Source organism: Candidatus Saccharimonadales bacterium (assembly GCA_035317825.1).
GTDB lineage: Bacteria > Patescibacteriota > Saccharimonadia > Saccharimonadales > Saccharimonadaceae > DATHGB01.
Window position 1 is genome coordinate 75,713 of record DATHGB010000025.1, and the last position, 24,958, is coordinate 100,670.

Below are 24,958 nucleotides of genomic sequence, written 5' to 3' on the forward strand. Positions count from 1 at the left end.
CTATTATGTCATTTCTTCATCCGCTTTGCCAGAGAGAGGAGTTTTTCGGCGTACTCACGGTAAGACCTATGCGGTTTTTCATGTCGCGTAATGACCGCGGTAAGTTCTTCGGCGCTTTTTTGTATATTACCAGGGTAGTTGTAGGCCCAGTGAATTGCCTCTTCGGGTTGGGCAAGAAGCCATTCGAGCGAGGAAATTGCTTCCCCGAGACGTTTTTGAAGCTCCGGGGTATCATTGTCGTAGCGTGTCAGTAGCCAGCTTTGCCACGCTTCGGGAGCTGTGACGAGGCCTATTGCATGGGTTCTGCGAAATGGCAGGCGTCTCAGATGCTTGACGACATGCGCCTGCGTATCAAGAAGATTGTAGGTCGCCTTATAGCTCTCGGGATATGTAAAATAAATATAGCCTGTCGCTGGAAAAATGGCATACTGAATAAGCTCTTTCTTCTCCATTTGTTCAGCGAGCTGCCGGATACCCTCTTCGTTATGAGGAAGATACGCGTAGAGTCCAGGCTCGTCATTTTGGCGTTCTGGCCGCGTCGTTGCATTTCGTACGCGGGCAAACCTTTTGTCGTTTTCAACCAATTTGTTCATGAGCGTCGACTTGCCCATACCGGACGGGGCAACAAGCATGACAAGCTCTTTTTCTTTTAGCTGGCGCATTGCTTCCTCGCCGGGCCGGTAGGTTTGTTCGTTTTCGGCTAATTTTTGTAAATTTAAATCCAAAGACATTATTTTCAGTATAGCAACACTATATGAAAACCGCCCGTGAGCCCCTTGTGAAAGGGACTCCGGGCGGGTTCTCACTACTTCTTGGCGCCGAATTCGGTGTCGGTATCCCAGCCTGCGCCGGCTCGGCTGAACGTGGCGACCACCTGCCTGTCCTGCCGGTGGCGCGTGGCGGTCGCCGATACGCCGTCGACTAGTTCGGCCGGGATGTCCAGACTCTTGAGGAACATCTCGCAGTAGGCCGGACCGGTGTCCGAGTACCCGAGCATCATGTCGGGGGTGAAGACGAGCGCCATGTTGGCATTGCCAACGAAGACCCACATTCCGTTCGGACGGTCGTCGGGACACCAGCGCGTGATCACCTTGGTGACCTGCTGTGCAACATCTCTGCTGAACATGTCCTTTAGCTGGTTGTAGCTTCCCTCGCTCTCGCCGTGGATGATCCTAGTAATCTCATCCATGTACTGCGGGTCGAAGTTGTCCATGAAAGGTCCTTACGCTTGTAGTGATGTGTCAAAATGACTTTTATATTATATCACTATAGACATAAAAAGTCAATTACATCGCTATAAAATAGTGTCCTTTTTGTGGTTCTTTTTTATCTCCAGCCAATTTTTCCTGCGCTCTTTTGGATCTGTCGAGGTGAATTTTTCAACCGGGTATTTTATGGCGCTTTTTTCTAACTTTTTCATGATTGCTTCACTAATGTCGATATCGTAATGCTTGGCAAACTGGATGGCGTAAATCAAAACATCGGCAAGTTCGTCCGATAGCTCATGCATGTCACCGACTGGCTCTTCTTGCCATTGGTAATGTTCAAGTAATTCATTCGCTTCAAGCGACATAGAGATCGCGATTCCTCTTGCGGGGATAGCCTCCCAGTGTCTTTCGAGAGCGTGTTGGATAACAGCTTGAGTGGCATCCTCGAACGTGGGTTTTTTTGCGGTCATACTTTTATCTCGATACTAATCGGACAGTGATCAGACCCCAAGACGTCAGGGTGAATTTCGGCGTTTACGATTTTGTCGGAGATGCCCTTACTGGCCATCCAGTAATCTATCCGCCATCCGACATTTCGGGCACGGGCGTTCGCCCAGTGTGTCCACCAGGTGTAGGCGTCGGCTTTATCTGGATGCTGTGCGCGGTATGTATCGGTGTAGCCGGCTTTTACGAAATCGCCGAAGCGCTCACGCTCTTCATCAGTGAACCCGTGTTTGCCAATATTTGGTTTTGGATTGGCAAGGTCGATTTCTTCATGAGCAACGTTTAAATCGCCGCAAAAAAGAACGGGCTTGGATTTTTCAAGCGTTTGAACGTGTTCTAGGAATGCCGGGTCCCATTGTTTGTAGCGAAGGTCAAGTCGGGATAAGTCCCCTTTGGAATTTGGCGTGTAGACGGTAACGACGTAAAAATCTTCAAATTCAGCGCTAATAATCCTACCCTCTTTGTTAGGGTCGCCGTAACTATTGTCTGCCAGGCCATATTTTTTGGCGATATCGTCAGTAAACCCCTTGGTCACACTGAGGGGCGTTGTTTTGGTAAAAATGGCTGTGCCGCTATACCCTTTTTTGCCGGCGCTGTTCCAGTATTCTTCGTAGCCAGGCATGTCGATGACGGCTTGGCCCTGTTCGGCTTTTGTTTCTTGCAGGCAAAGAATATCTGGTTGATGCTTTGCGATAAATTCTTGAAACGTGCCTTTGTTCACGACGGCACGAATTCCGTTGACGTTCCATGAGTATAATTTCATATTTTTAGTATATCAGTTCGATACGGCCACTTCTTACATACTACGGTATATAGGAAGTAGTTGGTATGACAAGCTAAGGCGAGGCGTTGCTGTTTGCGCGAGCTGGGATCTTCCGCGCAAACAGCAACCAAGTATGCCTAGGTGTCTTCCCTCGTGTGGCAGGTCGCCTTGGCGGCGGCGTCTTCTTCTCGGGTTTCTTCTCGGCCGGCTTCTTTTTAGGCTCGGGCACGGGCGTTCCTCTCTGGTTAGGACTTGGGTGCTGCCTGAAGTAAGACGGACCGTATTGATCCATCTACTCTTCAGTCATCAGAGCTCCTTAGCTTGTCGGTGTTGTCAGTAGAGCGGACGGCGTCGATGGTTTAGGGCTCATCGAAGGGGCGTGGCCTGTCGTGTTCGCGCGCGATGGCCCCAAGGGCTGCCAGCACGATAACGATCGCGGCAATCCCGAGGACGGCTACCACTACGACGAGGGCGACCTTGCCCAGGGCGCTCTGAGGCATGAGCTTCACGAAAACCTCCTTGTTAGGGTTCGGACCCACCGTCTTGGGCCTCAAGATAGCTGCTCGTTAAAATAGCTATCTTGAGGCTCAAACGCTCTTTTTGACATGTTAAATATCGCTCGACACTGAAAAAGCGCCTAAGCTACTTTATATGATGACATTTTCCGTGTTGGCGAACAACTGTACGGTGAATATAGCCACAACACATATTAGAAAATATGAACTGTGGGAATACCAAGTCAAGAGCATGCTATTCCTCGGCAGGGCCGGAGACGCGATGTCCCCAGCCCTGCGCTGAGTGGATCAGGCTACGTGGCCAGGCGGGATCTTGCCGGCCTCGGTCCTCGGAGTCGGCGTCGGATCGCCGGCCGCCGGGACGGATAGCGTGCCCTTGGCATTGCTGAGACGCTTGTCGCCGTCGAGCTGTTCGGCGTCGCCGGCCGCCAGGATGCCGTTCGCGGGGGTGTTGGTGAAGCGGTCGCTGGTCGACGTGTTGCCGTCGGACTTCGCGCCGTCGGTGCTGGATGTTGCCGGGGGATTGGTCGGCTGGGTGTAGTAGCGGTAGCCGTCCTTCGCGTGCTTGCGGCGGCTGCGCTCCCGCCGCGCTTCGGGGCTGAACTTCTTCGTCACCCACGACGCGCCGATGATGGCGAGAACTGTGGCGATCAGGCCGGCCTTCCCCTTCTTGGACGAGGGGACGAGCGAGCTTGCGCGTAACGATTTGATGCTCAAGGCAATACTCTCTTTCCGTGCTTGGTCCGTGTCCATGATCTCTGAATGATCCTGAACTCCGGGACAAATATTTACTTTATGTAAAGAACCTATCTGTTCCAGAGTCCAAAATGTATGCTCTTGACTTGTGAAAAAGCGACTCTCGAAGACAGGTCTTGCCTGAAAGTCTGTTCTCGACATTAACACCTATTGGTATATGCGTCAATGTTTAGGATAAAGTTTAAAGGGGTGAGTATATAACCACAATCTACATCCGAAGATATAAACAGTGGGAATACGCCAAGAGTAAGTATTCCGCGGCTCAAGGCCGAGGGAGCGCTAGGCACTCCCCGGCCTTGAGCAAAGCGTCAGGTGCGGTAGATGGGGTCATCCCCGCCCGGCAGGTTGAGGCCGAGGTCGGCCGGCCGGCCGATGTCTGCCAGCGTGGTTCCGCCCTGGGCGAACCGGCTGAGCTGGTCGTCCGTGAGCGCGAACTCGTTGAGCTTCTTGGTCGCCGCCTTGACGCCGGCGCCGAACGCGATCCGCTCGGCTTCGGCGTGGTCGCCGTTGTAGGCGGCTTCCTCGAGCAGCGCCCGAACCTCAGGAGACATGTTCGCCATCATCTCCGGGGTGAACTTGGTGAAACCGATCGTCGCGAGGAGTTCCTCGATGGCCGGCCTGTCGGGTCGCGTGATGTCCGCGTTCGACACGCCGGCGCCGAAGGGCTTTGATGCGTCGTTCATGGTTTTCTCGTTTCTTCTACGTGAACCTGGCTCTGCTAGCTCGGGTTCCGAGGTAGATATTCGTTCAGAATACCTATCTTGGAACCCAAGTTTACTTACTCTTGGCTTGTTAAAAAACGACACTTCGGGTTTAACTGAAGGTCATAAATATATATTAGCATTTATTATAGTTTTTGTCAATAACTAGAAGGATATTCACTACCGTTGTTTGATAGCTCGCGCCGCATCGCGATCGGCATCTCGGCGCTTGATCGTTTCGCGTTTGTCGTAGTTCTTTTTACCTTTACCGAGTGCGATGACGACTTTGATAAACCTGCCGGTTGTCAGCAGTTTGGTCGGCACGATTGTCATGCCTTCTTTTTTGCTGATCATCAAACGGTCTATTTGTTTCCGGCTGGCTAAAAGTTTGCGCGGTTCGGTGTCTATAGTGCGCGCTCCCACCACTCCCTTTTGGTTCAATTTAAGACTAAAGCTGGCGTTATTAAGCCACAACTCGTTATTGCGAATGCTGACGAAAGATCCCTTTAACTGAATATGACCATCCCGCGCGGCGCGAACTTCGGGGCCAGTTAGAACAAGCCCGGCGACGATTTCTTCGCCCAGTTCATAATCAAACCTCGCCCGTCGGTTAACGACGGCCTTTGTTCGATCGGATGGTTTTTTCTTACCTGCCATAATTACTTTATTGTAACAGATGTGGTCTGCTTGTTTGATAGTGTACACTGGAGGTATGTATAAACGCATTCTACTCAAACTCTCAGGTGAACAACTTCAAGGTAAATATGATGGCGGATTTGACGCCGAAACGGCTGCATGGATTGCAGAGGAAATCAAAAAGGTAAAAGATTCTCAAGTTGTCGTTATGATTGGTGGCGGTAACTATGCTCGGGGTGCGCAACTAGTGGGCGGCGGTGTTCAGCGTGTGACCGCCGATAATATTGGCATGATGGGAACCATGATGAACGCGATTGCCCTTGCGGATGTATTTACGAGTAAAGGTCTCAGCGCGCGGGCTTTGACGAACATCAAAGCCGACCAGGTAGCTGACCAGTTCACCCATCGCCGGGCACTTAGCCACCTTGAAAAAGGCCGCGTGGTTATCGTGGCTGGTGGTATCGGACGTCCTTACCTTACGACGGACACTGCTGCTGTTAGCCTTGCGCTTGAACTTGAATGCGACGCGATTCTAAAAGCTACCAAAGTCGATGGCGTATACGACAGTGACCCTGCTAAGAATCCATCAGCGAAAAAATACGACACGATCACCCTGCAAGACGCGGTCGAACAGCCTGAAATTCGCGTTATGGACAAAGCTGCTATGGCACTAGCGTATGACCATAACCAGCCTCTCATTATCTTTGATCTTTTAACGGAAGGTAACATTGCGAAAGCTGCTGCTGGCGACCCTGTCGGTACAACGGTTAAATAAGATTATTTTTTAGCGAGTTGCTGTGCTGTTTCGTATAGAATAGTCGCGGATTTGGCCCAGTCATACTGGGCCATTTGCTTTTTGCCGTTTTCGACTAGTTTTTTAACCACTTTAGGATCGTCAAGCTTTAATACCTGTTCGGCAAATTCCTGAGGACGGTTAGGGTGTGAGAATAGTGCGCCGTCCCCTGCTACTTCGTGGAGAACAGGGAGGTTGCTGACGACTGCCGGAACACCTAGCGCTAAAGCTTCGGCGAGTGGCAAACAGAAACCTTCGTATCGGCTGGCGGTCACGAATACGGCATCGTTGGCAAGTAGTTCGGCGTATTTTTCGTCGCTGACACCGCTATGGAAAATAACGTTCGCGCCTTTAGGTATTTGCCTTTGCAATTCGGCGTGTCGCTGCGGCGTGATGCGTGACAAAAGATGGAGCGTTCGTCCCGGCAGGTACTCCATACTGGCGATGAGCGCCTCAACATTCTTGTAGCCCATAAATGTTCCCATATAGACAAGGTTTTTTGGCGCTTTACCAACTACTACGGGCTTTTTAAGAAAATCTTTTAAGATCCGCGGCGCGTTTGGAATGATGACCATCGGCCGTTTTGTCAGGTGTGCCTCTTCAATCTCTCTCTTGCTTGTTTCACTAACGGTCGCCACCATGTCCGCCCCGTTAAGTGTCATGCGCTGAGGAATATACGTCATGTGATAGGCACGCCAGCCTAGACGGATAAGCGGGTTAAGGAATTTTGGCGGCGTGCGGTAGTGGTAATAGATGAGGTCATGGAGCATAAGGATGACTTTAAATTTGCGCCCGGTTGTCCCAAGGGTCTGCATTGGGGTAAAAACTACATCAGGATCGTATTTGTTGAGCCAGAATGACGAGAGCGGTTCAAGCGGAGACGTCGGCGCATGGATCATAACGTACTCGGCATTTTTTGGAAGTAATTTTAGTTGCGCTTTGTTGCAAATGATAAAAGTTACAGGGGTAATTTTAGCGAGTGCCGCTCCCAGTTCAGTGCTGCAACGACTCATGCTATCGTGAAAATCGGTGCGGATAAAACGTGCATCAAAAAATAACTTCATATATAGGCAAATTATATCATGATGCAGGACCGTTGAATCTAACAATTGGTAGATCGGTCGGTCATCGACTTCACCATGGTATAATTAGGGCATATGAAAATTCTGATTGCTGCCGATTTGCATTGGCCTACAATCAATGGCGTCGCGACGTTCAGTCGCAACTTGGCCAAAGGTTTGAGCGCACGTGGACACGAAGTTTTGGTGATTGCACCAAGTCAAACAGGTAAAAGTTACGAGGAATACGACGGAAATTATTTAATAAAACGAACGGTCTCGGTGCCGTTTTTGCCTATTAACAATATACGCATTTCGGTCTCGCCCTATTTAGAGGTCCGTAAGATTATTAAAGATTTCCAGCCTGACGTTATTCACGTGCAGTCGCCACTCATGGTTGGGCTGGCGTCACTCCAGGTTGGCGGCCGAAACAATATCCCTCTGGTAGCAACCAACCACGCGATGAGTGAAAACCTAATTGAAAACATGCGGCTCTTGCTCCCGATGGCCCGCCCGATTAACCGCCTGCTCAAAGAATATGCCCGGCTGATTTATCGCAACGTATCATATATGACTTTGCCGACCGAAAGCGCGATTGGGATGTTTGGAGATACGCCCGAAAAAATGCCGATGCCTATTGAAGCAGTCAGTAATGGCGTTGACCTTCGGCATTTTAAGCCTGGCGACGTATCTAAGGATCTTTATGACAGATTTAAGCTGCCGACAGATCGTCCGATTGTCATGTACGTCGGCCGGCTAGACGCCGAAAAACATATCTCGACACTCGTAAAAGCGTTTACCCGCGTCCGGGAAAAGCACGATGCCCATCTTTTAGTTGTCGGTTATGGCAATGACAGCGACCGTCTGCAAGAACTTGCCCGTGATAAAGGTATTATGAGTGACACAACATTCACGGGTTTTGTCAGCGAAGAAGATAAGGAATTGCTGTACCGGCTTGGAACGGTCTACTGTATGACGTCGCCGGCTGAATTGCAGTGTATTTCAATGCTCGAGGCAATGGCCAGCGGACTGCCGGTCGTTTCGGTTGACGCTGGTCCGCTAAAAGAATTATGCCAGGATGGCCACAATGGCTATTTGTGTGAAGTTGATAATGATAGTGATATGGCCGATAAAATTAGTAAAATTCTAAGCGATGAGAATCGCCGCCAGCAAATGGGCGTCGAGAGTCTTGCTATCGCTACGACTCACGATTTGCAGCATACCCTCGATCGTTTCGAAGCTATCTACAGCCAGGTTTTTATCTCACCCCGACGTCCGCAAAGCCGCTTGGCTGCTGCCCTTCGCCTGCGTAAACCCCGCTAAGGTTTTACGGGTGCGGCGGCCCACTCTTGGATGACCGTGGCTGCCTCGTCTGATGTTTCGTAGTGAATTAAATGGCCGACATTATGAATAATGTGGAGCTTGCTACCCTTTATGAGTCCTGCTAGTTGGCGCTGTTTTTCAAGCGGTGTCACGTCGTCTTTTTCACCTGCGATCAAAAGTGTCGGTACTTTGATTTGGGTCGCGACTTCGCGCACGTCATGTCCAACCGATGCTTTAAAAGCCTCAGACACAACCGTGGGGTTTGAGAACGTACTAAAATGCTGACGGTGCTGGTCACGAATAAATGAGCGCATGTCTTTGTCCTGGGTTTTGGTCATGATAAGCGTCATGATATCCGTTGATGCTTGGCTTGAAAGCCAGATATTGCTGAGGTTTGCCGGAAGCGTCCGGCCAAGCCAGTAATAGAAAATAGCCAGGTGTGTCAGTGCGGCTTTCGAACCTTTCAGCGCAGGCGCGCCGATTGGGTTGATGAGGATAAGTTTTTCAATCGTTTTTGGTTTTTTAACGGCATAGTGACTTGCGACAATGCTTCCGAACGAATGACCAAGCAGGATCGGTTTTTCATCACCATCCATCTGTTTGATGAACTCTCCTACGAACGCAACGTACTGGTCCAGGTTATGCGTGTCTTTCGTGAAAGGATCACTTTCGCCAAAGCCTGGGAGGTCTGGAACGATAACGTGAAAATCTTCAAGTTGGCGGACGATGCGCTCGAGCCCGTGGTGCGTTCCACGAAACCCGTGCACCATAATGATTGTCGGCCGTTTTTCGCTGTTGTATTCCCAGTAATGTGTCGTACTGCCGTCTTTAAGCCGAAGTGTAGAATTCATATGTATCAGTATGGCAAAAAATAAGGGAGGCGTCTAGGTGGGGCTAGCTCCACACCGTACATGGGCATATTGACTTTTATTAATAAATATTATAATATAACAAATGCCTTAACAATCTATCACCTGCAAGGAGTCGCAATGTCGATCAGGACGCAGCTGTCGAATTTGATCAAGGGTATCTTCCGAAAGAGCCCGCAAGATACCACGGAGTCCGAGGAGATCGTAACGCCCGACGAAACCAAGACGCCGGAACCTCTGGCGCTCACGACCCTTCCCGACCGGGAAGACATGCTGGAGCGCCTCAAGGGGGTCACGGACGATCCCTACATGGTTGAAGGGCTCTTCTTCCAGATCACGTCCCTGCTTGCTGGCCGACAGGTGGCTGGCGCGGGAGTTGTCAACATGCTTCAACTGGCCTTCGGTCTGTTCTGCGAAGATAAGTCACCCGAGACGTTCGGTCTTCTCCAAGGAGACATGGACGACTACATCAAGGCCTTGGTCGATGACAAGCAGGTGCGAAGCGACGCACTCGCCTTCATGGAAGAAGTGCGCTGCTGGCAGCAGTAAGGTAATCAGCAGCTCGGCTGCCCCACCCCGCATGGCACGATGCTCATTTGTAAGTGAGTCTCGCAGCCAGCGGGGTTTTCACTAGCAACCGCCATGTGATCCTAACCCGCCCGCCGAATGTACTATTCCATTCTGCGCTTGAGCCCCTTGGTGGGTCGTTACGATTTTGGTTCTAACTTACGTTAGCCGCTCAAATGCTCGTGCACAATCAGCCACGATTGGGCTGAATCTATCACTACAGATATTTCCTATGGCGACAAGACAACTTTGGATGAGGATCAAGAACAGGCAGCATTCGAACAGAATGTCACGCAGTTCTATCAGGGTAAGGACTTTGAGCTAGTCGATCAAGCCCGACGTGAAATTGTATTTGATCATGAATCAAAACTAGGTGAGCTTTTGAACGCGATTGAACGAATTGGCTACCTGCGCACTGCATTACGAGCACATGAGATTCTTCAGATTGGTGTTTCTGATTTTGAGCTCGCGGAAGGTCTTGAATGGTTAGTGTTTGATGTATTGAGCAATTTAGTTCTAATTTCGTACATAGTGCTGTACCAAATCTCGTTTATAGATATAATTTAGTTCGAGCTTATAGACCATTTTGATAGTCTATCTGTTAGTTGATTCTAACCTGCCACATTCTTGTATATTTATGTGCTAGGAATAGAGTGCAAGAAATGGTATTGAGATACATGCAAATACGACAAAGAGCACGAGCCCTACAGTAGAAAGAATCGATGAAGCAGGCCTGCTGGTTATCCAGCCATATTTTTTAAGAGCGGCTTTGATTTTCTCACCATCACCCTTGGGCAGTAACATGCCCGCTATGATGGGCTTACGAATTATAAATAGGCCATGTCCTTGGATCCATATCGAACTTCCTTTTTTGAAGGATGTTCCCGATAACACTCTACTATCTTCACTACCGTATGTTATTACAAGTTTTTTATCATTCATCTCGAATGCTATCGGAACAGCTCCTTCCGAATTCTTGAATAAAATAAACATCGTATACGCATAGCTTATGTAAAATATGCACAAAACCGCAATTGCTAGTAAAAGCACCCATACCGAAACATCAAACGAAAAGATACACAGAGAAGATAGTAGAGCTATGAGTGTTACTAAATAAACAGTTGAACGAATAGGGTGAGCAAAATATGCATAGTAGCCTTGTGATAAGAACTCATAGGGTGTAAGTTGATCGTGTATAGTCATTTATGATCATTATTATATACTAAAGTTCTACGAATTCAATAGCAACGTGGTTCTAATTTCATACATAGTGCCGTGCCATTTCTTGAATGTATAATTTTCATTAACCCGCTCCTTATGTACGTCCTTAACACCTTTCGTGCTACAATGAACGTTGCATGATTGCTGATATTACCATTACTGAAAAAAGCTTCGGTCCCAAACTTTTAATGAGTGGGATCAAGTTTAGTATTAACGACGGCGAGAAAGTCGGCGTTGTCGGACGTAACGGCGTTGGCAAATCTACCCTTTTCGGTATCCTCACAGGGGCTGATAAAGATTTTACAGGTGAAGTGATTTACAAGCGTGGAACAGTTGTCGTGGCCACCGCTCAGGAACACCATGATCTAAAAGACGTCACTGTTTTGCAGTACGTATTGTCTGGCTTGCCTGAATATTCTGAACTTAGCCATATTATGGAAACGTACCCTGAGACTATGGGTGACGACATGAAAAAGATCGAAGAGTACACGCAGGCACTTGGCCGTTTTGACGATAAAGGCTTTTACCAGATCGAAGAACAAATCGAACGTGAACTCGATAATTTCCAGCTTCCCAACGTTGCCCACCGGCAGTTCTCTACCCTTTCTGGTGGTCAAAAACGTCTTGTCGAAGTAGTAAAAGTAATGCACTCCGACGCGCATCTCGCGCTTGTCGACGAACCGACGAACCATATGGACTACAGGGCAAAGGCCCAGTTTATCGATTGGATGAAAGACGCCCGCGAAGCGATGCTGGTCATTACTCACGACCGTGATGTCCTGCGTGAAGTCGATAGGATTATCGAACTAAAAGATGGCGACAACGTTAGTTACAAGGGTAATTACGATGCCTATCTAAAGCAGAACGCTGTCAGTACCGGTACGCAGATGAACGATTTTGAAATGGTTGAAAAACGAATCGTTAACTTAAAAGCGAAAGTTATTGACTACCAACGTCTCAAAGAAAAATCACGTAATCCAGGGACGATCCAAAAGTTCAAACGGCTTGAGGAAACATCCCGTAAAGAACTTGGTGAACTCCAGGCTAAAGAAAAGCCGACATTCTGGATCGATAAAGAATCGGCGGCTAACTTAAATTACAAAGTCGCGGCGCAGTATGACAAATTCAAGGCGAAAAACATTCGTATGAATCTTAAAGACGACGAGAGCCGCAGTAAACACGTGCTTGTTAACGCCAAAGGACTGTCACTTGGATACGGTGATTCGCCACTATTTTCTGGTGTTAATATCGACCTTCGCGAAGGCGAAGCGCTTGAAATTCACGGGCGAAACGGTGCGGGCAAGACGACGCTTATTAAAGCGCTTTTGGGACTTAACGAGACAAATGACATAAAGACGTTCGCAGGTGAGATTACGCTCGATAATCATATTAGAATTGGCGTATACGAACAGGAAGTATCATTAGATTACTTTGCGCTTCCACTCGAACAAGCCATTGAAAAAATGTATTTAGACCGCGACCTTTCGGTTAGCACGCCTAAAATCCGCGCGCTGCTTAGTGATTATTTATTCAACGAAGGCGACGGTAAGATTCCGCTTTCCAAACTGAGCGGTGGCCAAAAAGCGCGTTTCCAATTGATCGCGATGCTTGCGAACAACCCGCAGCTACTTATTCTTGACGAGCCTACTAACCACCTTGACCTTCCGAGTATTGAAGAGTTAGAAACAGCGCTCGCGAAGTACTCGGGCGCTGTTCTGTATGTGAGCCATGACGGATACTTCCGTGATGCTATGGGTGGTGAATCCGTGCAGATCGGTGCTGTTTAGGCAGCTACGGGCGCGATTCCCTTTTCTTTCATAAGCTTGTCGATCTTTAGGCGGTCAAATCCAAGCACGAGGTCGCCGTCAACGTCGGTGATCGGGACGCCTTGGTACGGACCTCCGTTTTTTTCGACAAGTTCGTTGTGGGCATCCATATCGGTTTCGACATTCTTTTCGATGTAGGGAATGCCTAGTTTGTCCAACCATTGTTTTTCGGTTTTACAAAAAGCGCACCACGTCGTGCTATAAATGGTAATTCGTGCTGCATTAGTTGTTGCTGAGTCGGTCATATCGCTCCCCTATTTACGCTATCTATTACTATACATTATACACTAAATGAAAAATCTGGCTATGGCGCGGATACCATAATGGTACAATATAATCATGAAGTTTATGCTTATCGGCCCGACGAAAAAAGAAGGTTTCGCACTTCCTACGGTGCTGATCGCATCGGTCGTCATGTTGATTGTACTATTGTCTGCCGTTGGCGCAAGTGTCAGTATCCGTTCGGCGATCGATTCGCAGTACTATAACCAGCTAGGGCGTGAAGCGGTCGAATCTGGTCTTACCCTGGCGACGGAATGTTTAAAGATTGACGCGACGCCTAATTGGACGGATGCATCGCCCTTACGGCCCGGTAGCGGTTGCAATGGTTCCGCGGCGGAAAACGGGTACGTAATTGACACGGCTCAACTTAAAACAAGCTTTACCATAGGAGCTTCCACGACTGATGCCAATGGACGTACGACGTTCAGCGCTAAAGGAGACGTGAGTCTCCGGCGTTTGTCTGCCCCGACAGAAACGTTCAGGACATACGAGCAGACAACGAAACGCACCGTGGAAATCGTTCCGAAATTCGCAACGCTTTCGGGCAATGACTCCCATACCTGCGCTCTTGCGAGCAGCCAGGTGTTCTGTTGGGGATCGAATGCCTATGGACAGTTAGGCAACGGAACGACAGCGAGTAGCCTTGCCCCTAGCCCTATTAAGTACGTGAATGGGCTCATGGCTGGTTCTGTCACTGATGTCGGAACGGGTAATAGCCATACGTGCGCCTTAGCTGCTGGCGAGGTGTACTGCTGGGGATATAACGCGTACGGGCAATTGGGTGACGGAACGACAACTACCCGTAGTTTGCCACTGCCCGTAGGAGGTCTTTTAGCAGGACTTACGGTGACGGATTTATCTGTCGGCGCATATCAGACATGTGCTGTTGCCGCGAGCCGGGCCTATTGTTGGGGATGGAATCCAGACGGCCAGCTCGGTGACGGAACAACCGTTAATAAGTCGGTGCCAACCAGGGTTTCAACTGCTGCTCCCCTCGGCACCAGGAACATCGGTAATATTTCGACGACTGACTACCATACATGCGTTTCAACGGTCGGTTCATCAGATACTGACGTGAATAACAGACTGGTATTTTGCTGGGGGCGCAATGCCAATGGCCAGCTTGGCGACAATACGCAAACGAACCGCCTATTACCCGTACAGGCTTTAGGGACTGGCGTAAAAGAGGTTGGAACGGGAGCTCATCACACCTGTGTCCTTGCAGGCGTTTCAAATGCGGCACTGAGAGTCTGGTGCTGGGGGCTGAATGGTCAGGGCCAACTTGGATACAATGACCAAGTTAACCGGGACCAGCACGGAGGCGCGGTAGCAGGTGCTATGGGCACGAATCCGGTAACGGCCATGGCACTCGGGGATTATCATACGTGCGCCGTATCCCTAGGCAAGGCGTATTGCTGGGGCAGAAATTACGATGGTCCTGGCCAGCTGGGCGACAACAGCCAGACGAGCCGTTTGGCACCCGTGGCGATCTACACCGGAAATTATTTAAACGGAAAGACCATCGTGAGTGTTTCTGCCAGCGACTTCCATACCTGTGCTGTCGATAGTGAGAAGAAAGCGTACTGTTGGGGCAAAAATACCTATGGCCAATTAGGTGATAATAGTACCACTAATCACTGGCAAGCCGTTCCCGTCTATACGGCCAACTTCAAACCTGTTTATACTGATTTTTAAACTATGGTGCGTCTTGGTAATACAGCGGAAAAATGCATTTAAATTCTTTGGGTATAGTGTTACAGTTACAGGTATGAAGCTTGTGCCTACCGGTCCGACTAAAAAAGATGGTTTCGCGTTGCCTACGATCTTAATCGCATCGGTCGTGATGTTAACCGTACTCTTGTCCGCGGTTGGCGCGGCCGCAAGCATACGGACGGCGATCGATTCGCAGTACTATAACCAGCTAGGGCGTGAAGCGGTCGAATCGGGTTTGGAACTCGCGACTGAATGCCTAAAGCTGGATACTACTCCTAACTGGACGGATGTGGCGCCTCTCAGACCTGGCAGTGGTTGTGTTGGTTCGGTGGCTGAAAATGGATACGTGCTTGATACGGCCGCAGTCAAGACAAGTTTTACAGTAGGAGCGTATAGCACTGATGTCAATGGCCGTACAAGCGTCACCGCTAAAGCAAGCGTGAGTCTCCGGCGTCTTTCCGCGCCTACCCAAACATGGCGGACATATGAGCAAACAACAAAGCGCATCGTGCAGATCATTCCGCTATTTACGGCACTTTCTGGCAATGACTCCCACACCTGCGCCCTAGCGAGCAGCCAGGTATTTTGCTGGGGAGCTAATACCTGGGGACAGCTGGGCAATGGAACAACAGCCAGTAGTCTTTACCCTCAGGGAATTAAGTATGTTAACGGGTTGATGCCTGGTTCTATCACGGATGTCGGCACGGGGAATCTTCATACATGCGTGTTATCCCAACAAAAAGTATGGTGCTGGGGGCACGGTGGTCATGGCCAACTAGGCAATGGAACATCATTTGCTGATGCGAATTTTGGTCCGAGTTCGTTACCTACCCCCGTGGGAGGCATCCTGGTTGGTAAAACGGTCACGCATCTTGCCGTAGGCGCGAATAATACCTGTGTCGTTGCTAGCAGCCGGGCATATTGCTGGGGCTATAATCCTGACGGGCAGGTGGGCGACGGCACGACAGCTAATAAACTTGTCCCAACCGCCGTCAATACGACATCTTCGGGCAATCCTATGCTTAACAAGAATATTATTGATATAGCATCAACCGATTACCATAGCTGTGCGGCGATCTCTGGCGGAACGGCCGCGTGCTGGGGGCGCAATACCAGCGGTGAGCTGGGAAACAATACGCTTGTGAATAGCGCAGTGCCGGTAAGCGTTGTAGCTGGAGGTGTCACGGAGATCCAGACCGGGTCGTATCATACCTGTGTTATCGCGAGTAACAGGGTGTGGTGTTGGGGCTATAATTCATACGGACAGCTGGGATATGGTGATCTGGCCACCCGCATGCAACACGGAGGCGCAGTAGCAGGTGCTATGGGCACGAATCCGGTCACGGCACTCTCTGTCGGGGATTACCATACGTGTGCCGTGTCGCTCGGCTTGGCGTATTGCTGGGGGCGCAGTGACGATGGTCTGGGACAGATTGGCGACAGATTCACGATAAACCGTACGCTGCCGGTCGCGGTCTACACCGGAAATTATCTTAACGGTAAGACAATTACCGGTATTTTCGCAAGCGACTTCCATACCTGCGCGACGACAAATACGAAGGCGGCTTACTGCTGGGGCCGCAATTCATACGGGCAGCTCGGTGATAACACGACGTTTAACCACCTTCAGGCCGTTCCCGTCTATACGGCCAACTTCAAGCCTGTTTATACTGATTTCTAGATTGGCTTCTGGTCAGATGCCAGCCGCCGCATAGGTCGCATTTATACGTGGAAAGTTCAAGGTTGGGTTTTAAAAGCATTTGGTATTCAGCGGCGTCCTGGGCTTCTTTTTCGGTCCCAAAACGACGTTTTTGCTCGCAGTTGCTCGCAAAACGAAACGGTTGGTGTTTAGGAGTGTTATTTTGCCTGGGCATATACTTTTCAAACGCTTCCTCAGCTGTTATAGTATACAAGTACATGAGTACATCACCAAACGACCGTGATGAGCACCAGGTGCCGCCGAAGACTTCCTCGACGGTCATTTTATTGCTACTGACTATGGGTGATACGACCTGGCGGATGTTCGTGCCGGTTATCGGTCTGTTGGTACTTGGTCTTTTCGTAGATCAATGGCTTAATACCAAACCATGGATCATGATTATCGGACTGATTCTAGGAGTCGGTTTGGCAGCCCTACTCGTTAAACGTCAATTTAATAAGGTTAAACAATAACAAAGATGGAATATTTCGCAGCAACCGAACTTCATATCAGCATGGCTTCAGAGTCATTGTTTACTATTGGCGGATTCGCCGTGACGAATGCCGTGATGACTGGCCTCGCGACAACTATCATTGTCGTGGCACTCTTTTTGTATGTTGCCCGAATGGTCAAAGCCGGACGCTATAACCGTTTTATCGGGCTTGTCCAATGGGGATTTGAAGGAATGCTCGGACAAATCAACAGTGTTATTGCCGACAAGGTACTCGCCCGGAAGATTGCTCCTTTGGCTCTTACTATTTTCTTTTTCGTATTAATCGGCTACTGGTTGAGCGTGCTGCCTGGACTGGACACTATTAAGGTGCACGGCGTCCCAGTCTTGCGTAGTATTACGGCCGATCTAAACTTTACGCTCGGACTTGCCCTTATTACGATGGTTACGGTTCAGATGTACGCCATTAAACATATGGGCGTGTTTGGTAACGGCGGGCGCTATCTTCGCAACCCATTCAAAGATCCGCTTGGCGCGTTCGAAGGAGTTTTGGAGCTTATCGGTGAGTTTTCTCGCGGTATTGCCCTTGCCCTGCGTTTGTTCGGTAACGCCTTTGCGGGTGAAGTCCTTCTTGTGATCGTGGCTATCCTGACCAGCTATTTCGCGGCCGTTACGTTGCCGTTCTTTATGGCATTCGAGCTATTCATCGGACTGATTCAGGCATACGTATTCTTTGTCCTGACCTTGATCTTTACCTCGCTGGCGATCGAATCGCATGGCGCTCATTCCCCGGAACATTCCTCTGTTGATTTTGCCGACAAGGCCAAGCAATTGGAATGATAAATTTTAGTATAGTAATTTAAAGGAGATATAAAATATGAACGAATTAGCATTTGGACTTACCTACGCCCTGCCTGCACTTGGTGCCGCGGTTGGTATTGGTATTATCGGTTCTGGCGCATTAAACGCTTTTGGCCGCAACCCAGAGAAACTATCTGACATCCGAACGCTTATGATTACCGCGATCGTGTTTGCCGACTCACTGGCTATTATTGGTATCGTGGTCGCTATTATCGCGAAATTCCTCTAGGAAAAGAAACGGATTATAGATGGATATATTAACACAATTTGGAGCGTCTGAAGCCGGTTCGGGAGATGTACTGAGCGCGCTTGGGATCGACTGGAAGATTCTGATTTTTCAGATTGTCGCCTTTTTGATCCTGGTGTGGTTTTTGGGCAAGTACGTCTATCCGGTTTTGATGAAAACTATCGATGCGCGTCAGGCTGAGATCGAAGCAGGTACTAAAGCGGCGAGCGAAGCTGAGAAAAAAGCCGCCAAGGCTGAAGCTGACGTGACGAAGCTTATGAAGCAGGCCCGTAAAGACGCGACTGAAATCGTATCTACTGCCCGCGAAGAAGCAAATGCGGCACTTGAAGCAGCTGATGCCAAAGCGAAATCCAGGGCTGACGCGATTGTCGCCTCGGCGCATGACCAGATTCAAAAAGACGTGATTGCGGCTAAAAAAACACTTCATAACGAAACGATTGATCTCGTCGCGGCCGCGACTGAAAAAGTTGTCGGTAAAACGATCAGTGCCAAAGTAGATGATTCGATTATCGCGAATGCCGTAAAGGAAGCCAAGTAGTTTATGGCTTTACGTTTGTCGCGCCGTAAACTTTCCGCGTATCTTGCGGATGAGCTTATAGCTGGTAAAAAAGACGTGCCAGCCCGGCTTGCCGCATTCTTGCTTGATACTAACCGGATGCGCGAGCTTCCGCTCATCGTCCGCGATATAGAGGATGCGCTTGCCATCCGTGGTATCGTCATTGCTGACATTGATAGCGCCTACGAACTGACTGCCGAGACTACCAAACAGCTTGAATCGTTCGTGAAGAACAAGACAGATGCCAAACAAGTTCACTTTCGCACGGCCATAGATGAAACGCTCCTTGGCGGCGTACGAGTGAATTTGCCTGGACAAGAGCTTGACGCGACACTCAGGCGCAAACTGACAAATCTAAAAGCGACTAAAGTATAAAGAAGAGGAATAATATGAGCGAAGTATCAGTAACAGAACTTGCCCAGGATCTCCGCGACGCGATCGCGAAACTGGAAACGACCGAAGGGCTTGAAAAAGTCGGCGTTGTCGTTCGGGTTGGTGACGGTGTGGCCTGGGTGCATGGTCTGCGTGACGCAGGCTTTTCAGAAGTATTAACGATCGAGACGGATAACGGCACGGTTGAGGCTTTCGCCCTGAACCTGATGGAAGACGAAATCGGTGCGGTACTTCTTGGTAGCGACCAACACGTCTCTGCCGGTGCTAAAGTGCGCCTAAAAGGCACGGTACTGCAAGTACCTGTCGGTCCAGAACTACTTGGACGCGTGGTTGACCCGCTCGGTAACCCACTAGATGGCGGCCCAGCGATCAAGACCAAGCAAATGGGCCTTGTGGAACGTGAAGCTATCGGCGTCATGGGACGTAAGCACGTTCACGAACCACTTATGACTGGTATCATGGCAATTGACGCCATGTTCCCTATCGGCCGTGGTCAGCGTGAGCTGATTATTGGCGACCGCCAAACTGGTAAAACAGCTATCGCGATCGACACGATGATCAACCAGGGCAAGCAAAAGACTGGCGTTATCAACGTCTATGTTGCCATTGGTCAAAAACTGTCTAAGATCGCTCGTCTGATCGACCGCCTTAAACAAGAAGGCGTTATGGACCAGACTATTATTGTCGCCACTGGCCCTAGTGACCCTGCGTCAATGCTGTATCTTGCACCGTATGCCGCAACGGCTATGGGTGAATACTTCCGCGATAACAAACAGCACGCGCTGATGATCTACGACGACCTGACAAAGCACGCTGTCGCGTACCGTCAGATGTCACTGCTTCTTCGCCGTCCACCAGGGCGTGAGGCGTTCCCAGGTGACGTGTTCTACCTTCACTCCCGCCTGCTTGAACGCTCGGCTAAACTATCTGACGATCTTGGTGCTGGTTCACTGACCGCGCTTCCTATCATTGAAACGCAGGCTGGTGACATTTCCGCCTACATCCCAACCAACGTCATTTCAATTACCGACGGTCAGATTTTCATGGAAACAGACCTTTTCTACCAAGGTATTCGTCCGGCAATCTCTGCAGGCCTATCCGTTTCCCGTGTGGGTGGTGACGCCCAAACCAAAGCAGTTAAATCTGTCAGTGGCCACCTAAAGCTTGGTCTTTCACAGTTCCGCGAGCTCGCGAGCTTCGCGCAGTTTGGTAGCGACCTGGACGAAGAAACGAAAAAGCAGATCGACAACGGCCAACGCTTAACCGAACTTCTAAAGCAGCACCAATACGAACCAGCAAGTATCTGGGAACAGGTTGCCAGCATTCACGCGGTCAACAGCGGCGCATTCGTTAATGTCCCCGTTGCAAAGATCAAGGATGCTCAGGCTGCCCTATTAACCCGCCTATGGAGTGATCACAAAAAAGACATGCAAGAGGTCAACAAGGGTGCGAAACCAACCGATGAACTGCTTGCGCTCATCGAAAAGAACGCCAAGTCTGCCGCTAAAGGATTTGAGGGATAAATAACTCATGGCTTCCACTCAAGCACTAAAATCGCGTATCCGCTCGGTCAAATCGACCAAGCAGATTACAAAAGCGATGCAGTTGGTGGCCGCTAGCAAAATGCGTCGTGCGCAGGATGCAACCAAGATCTCAGCTCCGTACACGCTGGCTGCACGCCAAATTTTAACGAATCTATCGGCTCAGATGGAGACCAACGACCACCCTTTATACGCTGTACGACCGGTTAAAAACCGCTTGTTTATCGTTATTGCTGGTGACCGCGGTCTTGCCGGAGCGTATAACAGTAACGTTTTCAAGCGCTACATTCGCGAACGTCAAGCGGATGTCAAAGCGGGTATCGGTAACCATACTATCGCTGTCGGACGCCGCACGGTGCAGTTCGTATCGCGGCTAAAAGACACCGATATCCTTGGCGTGTACGAATACCTGCCTGATAACGCCGAAGGGCGCGAACTTCACGCCATCATCGAAACGGCCCGTGCGCAGTTTGAAGATGGTATCGTTGACGCGGTGGACATCGTCTATACGCAGTTTAACAGCAGCCTAAGCCAGGAAGTTGTCGTGCAGCGGGTTCTGCCAGCTGGATATGAAAAGACAGATACCTCCGGTGGCATACGGCGCGACGTACTCTACGAACCAAACCCGGAAGTCGTGCTCGATAGTATTACGCAGCGGCTTGTTACTGCCCAAATGTTCCAGGCCTTACTCGATGCCCGGGCAAGTGAATATAGCATGCGTATGCTGGCCATGAAAAACGCGACTGACAATGCGACTGACCTTATCTCCGACCTTACCCTCGCGATGAACAAGGCACGTCAAGGCGCGATTACCCAAGAATTAGCAGAAATATCAGGCGGCGTGGAAGCGCTGAACAATTAAAGGAGAAATGATAATGAGTAAAGATGTAAAAGGCCGCATCATCCAAGTCGTGGGTGTGGTGATCGACGTTGAGTTTGACCAAGGCGACAAACTTCCGGCTATCTACGACGCGATGCTCGTAGCTGGAATGAATGATAAAGAAATTACCCTCGAAGTCGCGCAGCACCTTGATGAACACACGGTACGTGCTATTTCCATGAGTAGCACCGATGGGCTAAAACGCGGCGCGGCTGTTACCGCGACTGGCGCTCCGATTAGCGTTCCAGTAGGCGCTGATACCCAAGGACGTATGTTCAACGTCGTGGGCGACCCGATCGATGGCAAGCCTGCTCCAAAAGGCAAACGCGCTTCAATTCACCGCGAACCACCTGCATTAACCGAGCAGGCGAACAAAGCTGAAATCCTTGAAACGGGTATCAAGGTCATTGACCTGATTGCCCCACTTACTAAAGGTGGTAAAGCCGGACTATTCGCTGGTGCTGGCGTTGGTAAAACCGTTCTTATCCAGGAACTTATTAACAACATCGCTAAATTCCACTCCGGTAACTCGGTATTTGCCGGCGTTGGTGAGCGTACCCGTGAAGGTAACGACCTCTACCACGAAATGGAAGAAGCTGGCGTACTTGGCAAGACATCACTTGTCTTTGGCCAGATGAACGAACCACCAGGAGCTCGTCTTCGTGTTGCCCTGTCTGCCCTTGCCATTGCCGAATCTTTCCGTGATGAAGGTAAAGACGTGCTGCTATTCGTTGACAACATTTTCCGATTTACCCAGGCTGGTGCCGAAGTATCCGCCCTTCTTGGCCGTCTTCCATCTGCCGTTGGTTACCAACCTAACCTTCAACAGGAAATGGGTGCTTTACAAGAACGTATTACGAGTACGAAAAAGGGTTCGATTACATCAGTACAGGCTGTCTACGTGCCTGCGGACGACTTTACCGACCCAGCGCCTGCAACGGCCTTTGCCCACCTTGACGCAACGATCGTGATGAACCGTGCGCTAACGGAAATCGGTATCTACCCTGCCGTTGACGTTTTGGACAGTAGTTCAAACAGCCTTGACCCTGAAGTCGTTGGTGAAGAACACTACGCGGTTGCCCGTGAAGTACAGCGCGTGCTTCAGCAATACAAGGAACTGCAGGATATCATCGCGATTCTTGGTATGGAAGAACTATCTGACGACCAAAAGCAGATTGTCGGCCGTGCCCGCCGCTTGCAGCGATTCTTTGCGCAGCCATTCCACGTTGCCGAGCAATTTACCGGATCGAAAGGTGTCTACATTAAGCTAGAAGACACGATTCGTGACGCCAAAGACATTTTGGCAGGTAAATATGATGACAAGGCTGAAAGCTGGTTCTACATGGCCGGTGGTAGCCTTGCTGACAAAAAAGACTAGTTTTAGTCAATTTAAAATACAACCTCCCACTACCGTAGGAGGTTGTATTTTTTTGTAAATTATGCTATAATAAAAATATAGGATGAGCATTGCGATAAGCGCGGTGTTCGCCCTCGATAGATAGTTCGAAAGGAAGGTGATCACCATTTCTGGTGGTAATCACAAGAACATGAACGTGGACCTTCTGAAGCCGGAGGCAAAGTGGAAGCAGCGGTTGCGAGACAGCCGCTTCGCACGCTTTGTCCAGCGCATCGGGAAGAGTGTCCTCGGCATCGGGCTCATGGCTACCCTCGTGGTATTGATGGTTGCGCTTGCGCTCCACGTCAACGCCCAGCCTCTAGTCGATGGCCATCCCACTCCCGCCACCAACATCATGACGCTGTTCGCGATATGGCTCGGTGTCGTGATCCTCATCGGGTCGCTCATCACGGCGGTCTGCTACTTCTCCGACGAGGCGAAGTGGATGACGGTTGTTTGGGTGATCCCGATTGTCGTGGTCATCTCCATTCTGCTGGTGATTACGCCACTGGGTGAGACCTACAGGGCACCATGATCAGCATGACGGCGGGGATGGCGGCGCAGTTATTGCCCTCCCCGCCTGCGGGCGAAATTTCGAACTATCTATCACCCCAACCCCTCGCCATAGGCGAGTTTTTTTGTTACTATAATAGATATGAAACTTGAACTTATTACCCTTCTTGGCGTCAAAGTAGACCGAGACGTCTACGAAGTAATGATCCCGACTGCCGACGGTGAAATTGGCGTATTTCCTGGACACGAACCACTCGTGACGATTGCCGTTCCTGGCGCGATTGTTGTCCGCTATAACAAAACCGATCCTGACAGTAAATTAGACTATTTCGCTATTAGTGGCGGAGCCGTTGAAATTTCCCAAACAGGTATTCGCGTACTTGTTGATGAAGCTGATCATGGTGAGGACATTATCGAAAGCGAAAGCAAGGCAGCGCTTGATCGTGCCCTTGCTATGCGCGACAATGCCAAAGATCAGGTTGAACTTGAAAAAGCTCACCAGCTTGTTGACCGTCACGCGGTTCGTCTAAAAGTTGCCGACCTCCGTCGCCGACATCACCGCTAATCCTAAGTAGGAACTTTATATATGGATGACGTTATTGAACTCGGGCAAAAATCAACGACGCAAATTTTGGATCTGGGCAAATTAAGCGATCATGGTTGGGCTGGAAGCGTATCAGCGAACGATAACCCCGTTGATCAGATGTCGCTGATTGAAACGCTTGATTCGTACTATGTGCCCACTAACCAGCGCGCAAAGACGCGCTGTATCGACGGCCGTCACGACCCTAAATTTGACGAAACGAACCTTGGCGCGCAGGTGTCGGGTGGTGCGCCTGGAGCGGCTCTTGCTTATCGGCTAGGTGTCGATAAAGATGACCTTACCCGAGGCACGTTTTATAACGATGCCGAAGTGATGATTGATTCGTATCTTCGTTTGGGGCTTTCACCCGGCGGACACCGTGATGATAGCAGCGTTGGTGAAGTGGTTGGCTGTGGCGCGATTGACGGCATGGACGCAATCCTTGCAAATATGACTGATCCGGCGCTTGTCGAGGATCACAAACGACTCGTAAAGGCCCTACTTGATAAAGACTTTGACCGGGATAATTATCTGCGTGTTTTAGGCGCAGGGCTTGTGCTTCGCAGCCGTTCGCGCGGTTATTTTGCGGGTCGCGGCGAGATTTTGGATCTGCTTGAAAAGAAAGCACCGAATAGCGTTTCGGTACTAGAAGGCCAACACAAAGAAAGCCTGGTTATCGTTAACTTTGTTCCAGGAACAACGCTTTCATCGAATCGTTTTTCGGACGAGCATAGAGGTGCGCAGGCATTTGGCTATGATTTATGGCGATCCAAGCAACTTGCTAAAAGTCTATTCCCGCTTCCTTCGCAGGAAGTCGAACGCAATCGTTTTGTCATGGCACGCGTTATGATTACGATCGCGACACTTATGACATTGACTGACGGCACGCAGCGGTTACTTATTCGCGCGCCTGCAAACTAAACGTTAATTAACGTGCGGACTTCACCGGTTGTTTTTACGTGCATTAGTTGTTCGCGCAGTTCGCTCGCGCCAGGAAAATCTCGGATGTAGATTTTAAAGAATCGTTTGAGTGGTTCGAATTTGCGTGGTTCTAGTTCGGTTGAGTATTTATCGAATAAATCTAAATGAGTGTTCAAAAGTTG

The 24,958-nt window shown here is 49.8% G+C and carries 32 protein-coding genes; 18 read left to right on the forward strand and 14 right to left on the reverse strand.

Translation table 11 applies throughout. From position 1 onward, the window contains the following. Positions 1 to 8 precede the first annotated feature (8 nt). The 8 genes from VK497_05195 to smpB form a co-directional block, all read right to left on the reverse strand. Entirely contained in the window at positions 9 to 731 is a 723-nt protein-coding gene (locus VK497_05195; protein ID HMI09759.1) for a hypothetical protein, read from the reverse strand. Between the two features lie 74 nt (positions 732 to 805). Further along, positions 806 to 1,213, reverse strand: a complete 408-nt coding sequence (locus VK497_05200) for a hypothetical protein (protein ID HMI09760.1) — start codon at positions 1,211 to 1,213, stop codon at positions 806 to 808. Between the two features lie 81 nt (positions 1,214 to 1,294). After that, positions 1,295 to 1,678 (reverse strand): MazG-like family protein, encoded by a 384-nt coding sequence (locus VK497_05205; GenBank protein ID HMI09761.1) that lies wholly within the window; start codon positions 1,676 to 1,678, stop codon positions 1,295 to 1,297. Continuing rightward, on the reverse strand, positions 1,675 to 2,475 hold the full coding sequence (locus VK497_05210; protein HMI09762.1) for an exodeoxyribonuclease III: 801 nt from the start codon (positions 2,473 to 2,475) through the stop codon (positions 1,675 to 1,677). Before VK497_05210 ends, VK497_05205 begins: the two co-directional genes overlap by 4 nt. Positions 2,476 to 2,834: 359 nt before the next feature. Further along, complete coding sequence (locus VK497_05215) at positions 2,835 to 2,984, reverse strand: hypothetical protein (GenBank protein ID HMI09763.1); 150 nt, start codon at positions 2,982 to 2,984, stop codon at positions 2,835 to 2,837. A gap of 294 nt (positions 2,985 to 3,278) precedes the next feature. Further along, the gene (locus tag VK497_05220; GenBank protein ID HMI09764.1) at positions 3,279 to 3,743 is read right to left on the reverse strand and encodes a hypothetical protein; all 465 of its coding nucleotides are present in this window, start codon (positions 3,741 to 3,743) and stop codon (positions 3,279 to 3,281) included. 311 nt (positions 3,744 to 4,054) lie between these two features. After that, positions 4,055 to 4,429, reverse strand: a complete 375-nt coding sequence (locus tag VK497_05225; protein HMI09765.1) for a hypothetical protein — start codon at positions 4,427 to 4,429, stop codon at positions 4,055 to 4,057. Between the two features lie 198 nt (positions 4,430 to 4,627). Continuing rightward, positions 4,628 to 5,104 (reverse strand): SsrA-binding protein SmpB, encoded by a 477-nt coding sequence (gene smpB / locus VK497_05230; GenBank protein ID HMI09766.1) that lies wholly within the window; start codon positions 5,102 to 5,104, stop codon positions 4,628 to 4,630. A 55-nt stretch (positions 5,105 to 5,159) separates the two neighbouring features. Between smpB and pyrH the strand changes: the two genes are divergently transcribed. After that, on the forward strand, positions 5,160 to 5,858 hold the full coding sequence (gene pyrH / locus VK497_05235; GenBank protein ID HMI09767.1) for a UMP kinase: 699 nt from the start codon (positions 5,160 to 5,162) through the stop codon (positions 5,856 to 5,858). A gap of 2 nt (positions 5,859 to 5,860) precedes the next feature. Here the strand turns inward: pyrH and VK497_05240 are convergent, their stop codons facing one another. Then, a complete protein-coding gene (locus VK497_05240) occupies positions 5,861 to 6,940 on the reverse strand; it encodes a glycosyltransferase family 1 protein (protein HMI09768.1) in 1,080 nt (359 codons plus the stop codon). A gap of 93 nt (positions 6,941 to 7,033) precedes the next feature. Here VK497_05240 and VK497_05245 point away from each other — a divergent pair, with 93 nt between their 5' ends. Next, a complete protein-coding gene (locus VK497_05245; GenBank protein ID HMI09769.1) occupies positions 7,034 to 8,257 on the forward strand; it encodes a glycosyltransferase in 1,224 nt (407 codons plus the stop codon). Here the strand turns inward: VK497_05245 and VK497_05250 are convergent. After that, complete coding sequence (locus VK497_05250; GenBank protein HMI09770.1) at positions 8,254 to 9,108, reverse strand: alpha/beta hydrolase; 855 nt, start codon at positions 9,106 to 9,108, stop codon at positions 8,254 to 8,256. The two genes, VK497_05245 and VK497_05250, sit on opposite strands and share 4 nt — an antisense overlap. Positions 9,109 to 9,246: 138 nt before the next feature. Here VK497_05250 and VK497_05255 point away from each other — a divergent pair, with 138 nt between their 5' ends. Together VK497_05255 and VK497_05260 are read left to right on the forward strand one after the other, a co-directional pair. After that, positions 9,247 to 9,675: a hypothetical protein gene (locus VK497_05255; GenBank protein HMI09771.1), complete on the forward strand. Its 429-nt coding sequence runs from the start codon at positions 9,247 to 9,249 to the stop codon at positions 9,673 to 9,675. A 267-nt stretch (positions 9,676 to 9,942) separates the two neighbouring features. Continuing rightward, positions 9,943 to 10,260, forward strand: coding sequence for a hypothetical protein (locus tag VK497_05260; protein HMI09772.1), 318 nt, complete (start codon positions 9,943 to 9,945; stop codon positions 10,258 to 10,260). 75 nt (positions 10,261 to 10,335) lie between these two features. On the opposite strand, the gene VK497_05265 is transcribed toward VK497_05260, so the two are convergent. Beyond that, the gene (locus VK497_05265) at positions 10,336 to 10,686 is read right to left on the reverse strand and encodes a hypothetical protein (GenBank protein ID HMI09773.1); all 351 of its coding nucleotides are present in this window, start codon (positions 10,684 to 10,686) and stop codon (positions 10,336 to 10,338) included. 365 nt (positions 10,687 to 11,051) lie between these two features. Between VK497_05265 and VK497_05270 the strand changes: the two genes are divergently transcribed. Next, complete coding sequence (locus VK497_05270; GenBank protein HMI09774.1) at positions 11,052 to 12,701, forward strand: ATP-binding cassette domain-containing protein; 1,650 nt, start codon at positions 11,052 to 11,054, stop codon at positions 12,699 to 12,701. Here VK497_05270 and VK497_05275 read toward each other — a convergent pair. Next, entirely contained in the window at positions 12,698 to 12,985 is a 288-nt protein-coding gene (locus tag VK497_05275) for a glutaredoxin domain-containing protein (protein ID HMI09775.1), read from the reverse strand. The two genes, VK497_05270 and VK497_05275, sit on opposite strands and share 4 nt — an antisense overlap. A gap of 94 nt (positions 12,986 to 13,079) precedes the next feature. Here VK497_05275 and VK497_05280 point away from each other — a divergent pair, with 94 nt between their 5' ends. After that, positions 13,080 to 14,717, forward strand: a complete 1,638-nt coding sequence (locus VK497_05280) for a hypothetical protein (protein HMI09776.1) — start codon at positions 13,080 to 13,082, stop codon at positions 14,715 to 14,717. A 73-nt stretch (positions 14,718 to 14,790) separates the two neighbouring features. Next, positions 14,791 to 16,416: a hypothetical protein gene (locus tag VK497_05285; protein ID HMI09777.1), complete on the forward strand. Its 1,626-nt coding sequence runs from the start codon at positions 14,791 to 14,793 to the stop codon at positions 16,414 to 16,416. Here the strand turns inward: VK497_05285 and VK497_05290 are convergent. After that, positions 16,391 to 16,609, reverse strand: coding sequence for a hypothetical protein (locus VK497_05290; GenBank protein HMI09778.1), 219 nt, complete (start codon positions 16,607 to 16,609; stop codon positions 16,391 to 16,393). The genes VK497_05285 and VK497_05290 overlap by 26 nt on opposite strands. Before the next feature lie 43 nt (positions 16,610 to 16,652). Here VK497_05290 and VK497_05295 point away from each other — a divergent pair, with 43 nt between their 5' ends. The 11 genes from VK497_05295 to VK497_05345 all read left to right on the forward strand — a co-directional run bounded on the left by VK497_05295 (position 16,653) and on the right by VK497_05345 (position 24,776). Beyond that, positions 16,653 to 16,907, forward strand: a complete 255-nt coding sequence (locus VK497_05295; protein ID HMI09779.1) for an AtpZ/AtpI family protein — start codon at positions 16,653 to 16,655, stop codon at positions 16,905 to 16,907. 5 nt (positions 16,908 to 16,912) lie between these two features. After that, the gene (locus VK497_05300) at positions 16,913 to 17,725 is read left to right on the forward strand and encodes a F0F1 ATP synthase subunit A (protein ID HMI09780.1); all 813 of its coding nucleotides are present in this window, start codon (positions 16,913 to 16,915) and stop codon (positions 17,723 to 17,725) included. Between the two features lie 37 nt (positions 17,726 to 17,762). Continuing rightward, positions 17,763 to 17,975, forward strand: a complete 213-nt coding sequence (locus VK497_05305) for an ATP synthase F0 subunit C (GenBank protein ID HMI09781.1) — start codon at positions 17,763 to 17,765, stop codon at positions 17,973 to 17,975. Positions 17,976 to 17,994: 19 nt separating this feature from the next. Beyond that, positions 17,995 to 18,531, forward strand: coding sequence for a F0F1 ATP synthase subunit B (atpF, locus tag VK497_05310; protein ID HMI09782.1), 537 nt, complete (start codon positions 17,995 to 17,997; stop codon positions 18,529 to 18,531). 3 nt (positions 18,532 to 18,534) lie between these two features. Then, a complete protein-coding gene (locus VK497_05315; GenBank protein ID HMI09783.1) occupies positions 18,535 to 18,924 on the forward strand; it encodes a F0F1 ATP synthase subunit delta in 390 nt (129 codons plus the stop codon). Positions 18,925 to 18,938: 14 nt separating this feature from the next. Beyond that, positions 18,939 to 20,465 carry a F0F1 ATP synthase subunit alpha gene (atpA, locus tag VK497_05320; GenBank protein ID HMI09784.1) on the forward strand — a complete coding sequence of 509 codons (1,527 nt, stop codon included), beginning with the start codon at positions 18,939 to 18,941 and terminating at the stop codon, positions 20,463 to 20,465. Between the two features lie 7 nt (positions 20,466 to 20,472). Beyond that, positions 20,473 to 21,345 carry an ATP synthase F1 subunit gamma gene (atpG, locus tag VK497_05325; GenBank protein HMI09785.1) on the forward strand — a complete coding sequence of 291 codons (873 nt, stop codon included), beginning with the start codon at positions 20,473 to 20,475 and terminating at the stop codon, positions 21,343 to 21,345. Positions 21,346 to 21,358: 13 nt separating this feature from the next. Then, on the forward strand, positions 21,359 to 22,741 hold the full coding sequence (gene atpD, locus VK497_05330; GenBank protein HMI09786.1) for a F0F1 ATP synthase subunit beta: 1,383 nt from the start codon (positions 21,359 to 21,361) through the stop codon (positions 22,739 to 22,741). A 136-nt stretch (positions 22,742 to 22,877) separates the two neighbouring features. Then, positions 22,878 to 23,294 (forward strand): hypothetical protein, encoded by a 417-nt coding sequence (locus tag VK497_05335; GenBank protein HMI09787.1) that lies wholly within the window; start codon positions 22,878 to 22,880, stop codon positions 23,292 to 23,294. Between the two features lie 120 nt (positions 23,295 to 23,414). Beyond that, complete coding sequence (atpC, locus tag VK497_05340) at positions 23,415 to 23,837, forward strand: ATP synthase F1 subunit epsilon (GenBank protein ID HMI09788.1); 423 nt, start codon at positions 23,415 to 23,417, stop codon at positions 23,835 to 23,837. Positions 23,838 to 23,858: 21 nt separating this feature from the next. Next, positions 23,859 to 24,776: a hypothetical protein gene (locus tag VK497_05345; GenBank protein ID HMI09789.1), complete on the forward strand. Its 918-nt coding sequence runs from the start codon at positions 23,859 to 23,861 to the stop codon at positions 24,774 to 24,776. On the opposite strand, the gene VK497_05350 is transcribed toward VK497_05345, so the two are convergent. Further along, positions 24,773 to 24,958, reverse strand: a 186-nt coding sequence (locus tag VK497_05350; GenBank protein HMI09790.1) for a tRNA-dihydrouridine synthase, incomplete at its 5' end; no start/stop codon positions are given. The two genes, VK497_05345 and VK497_05350, sit on opposite strands and share 4 nt — an antisense overlap.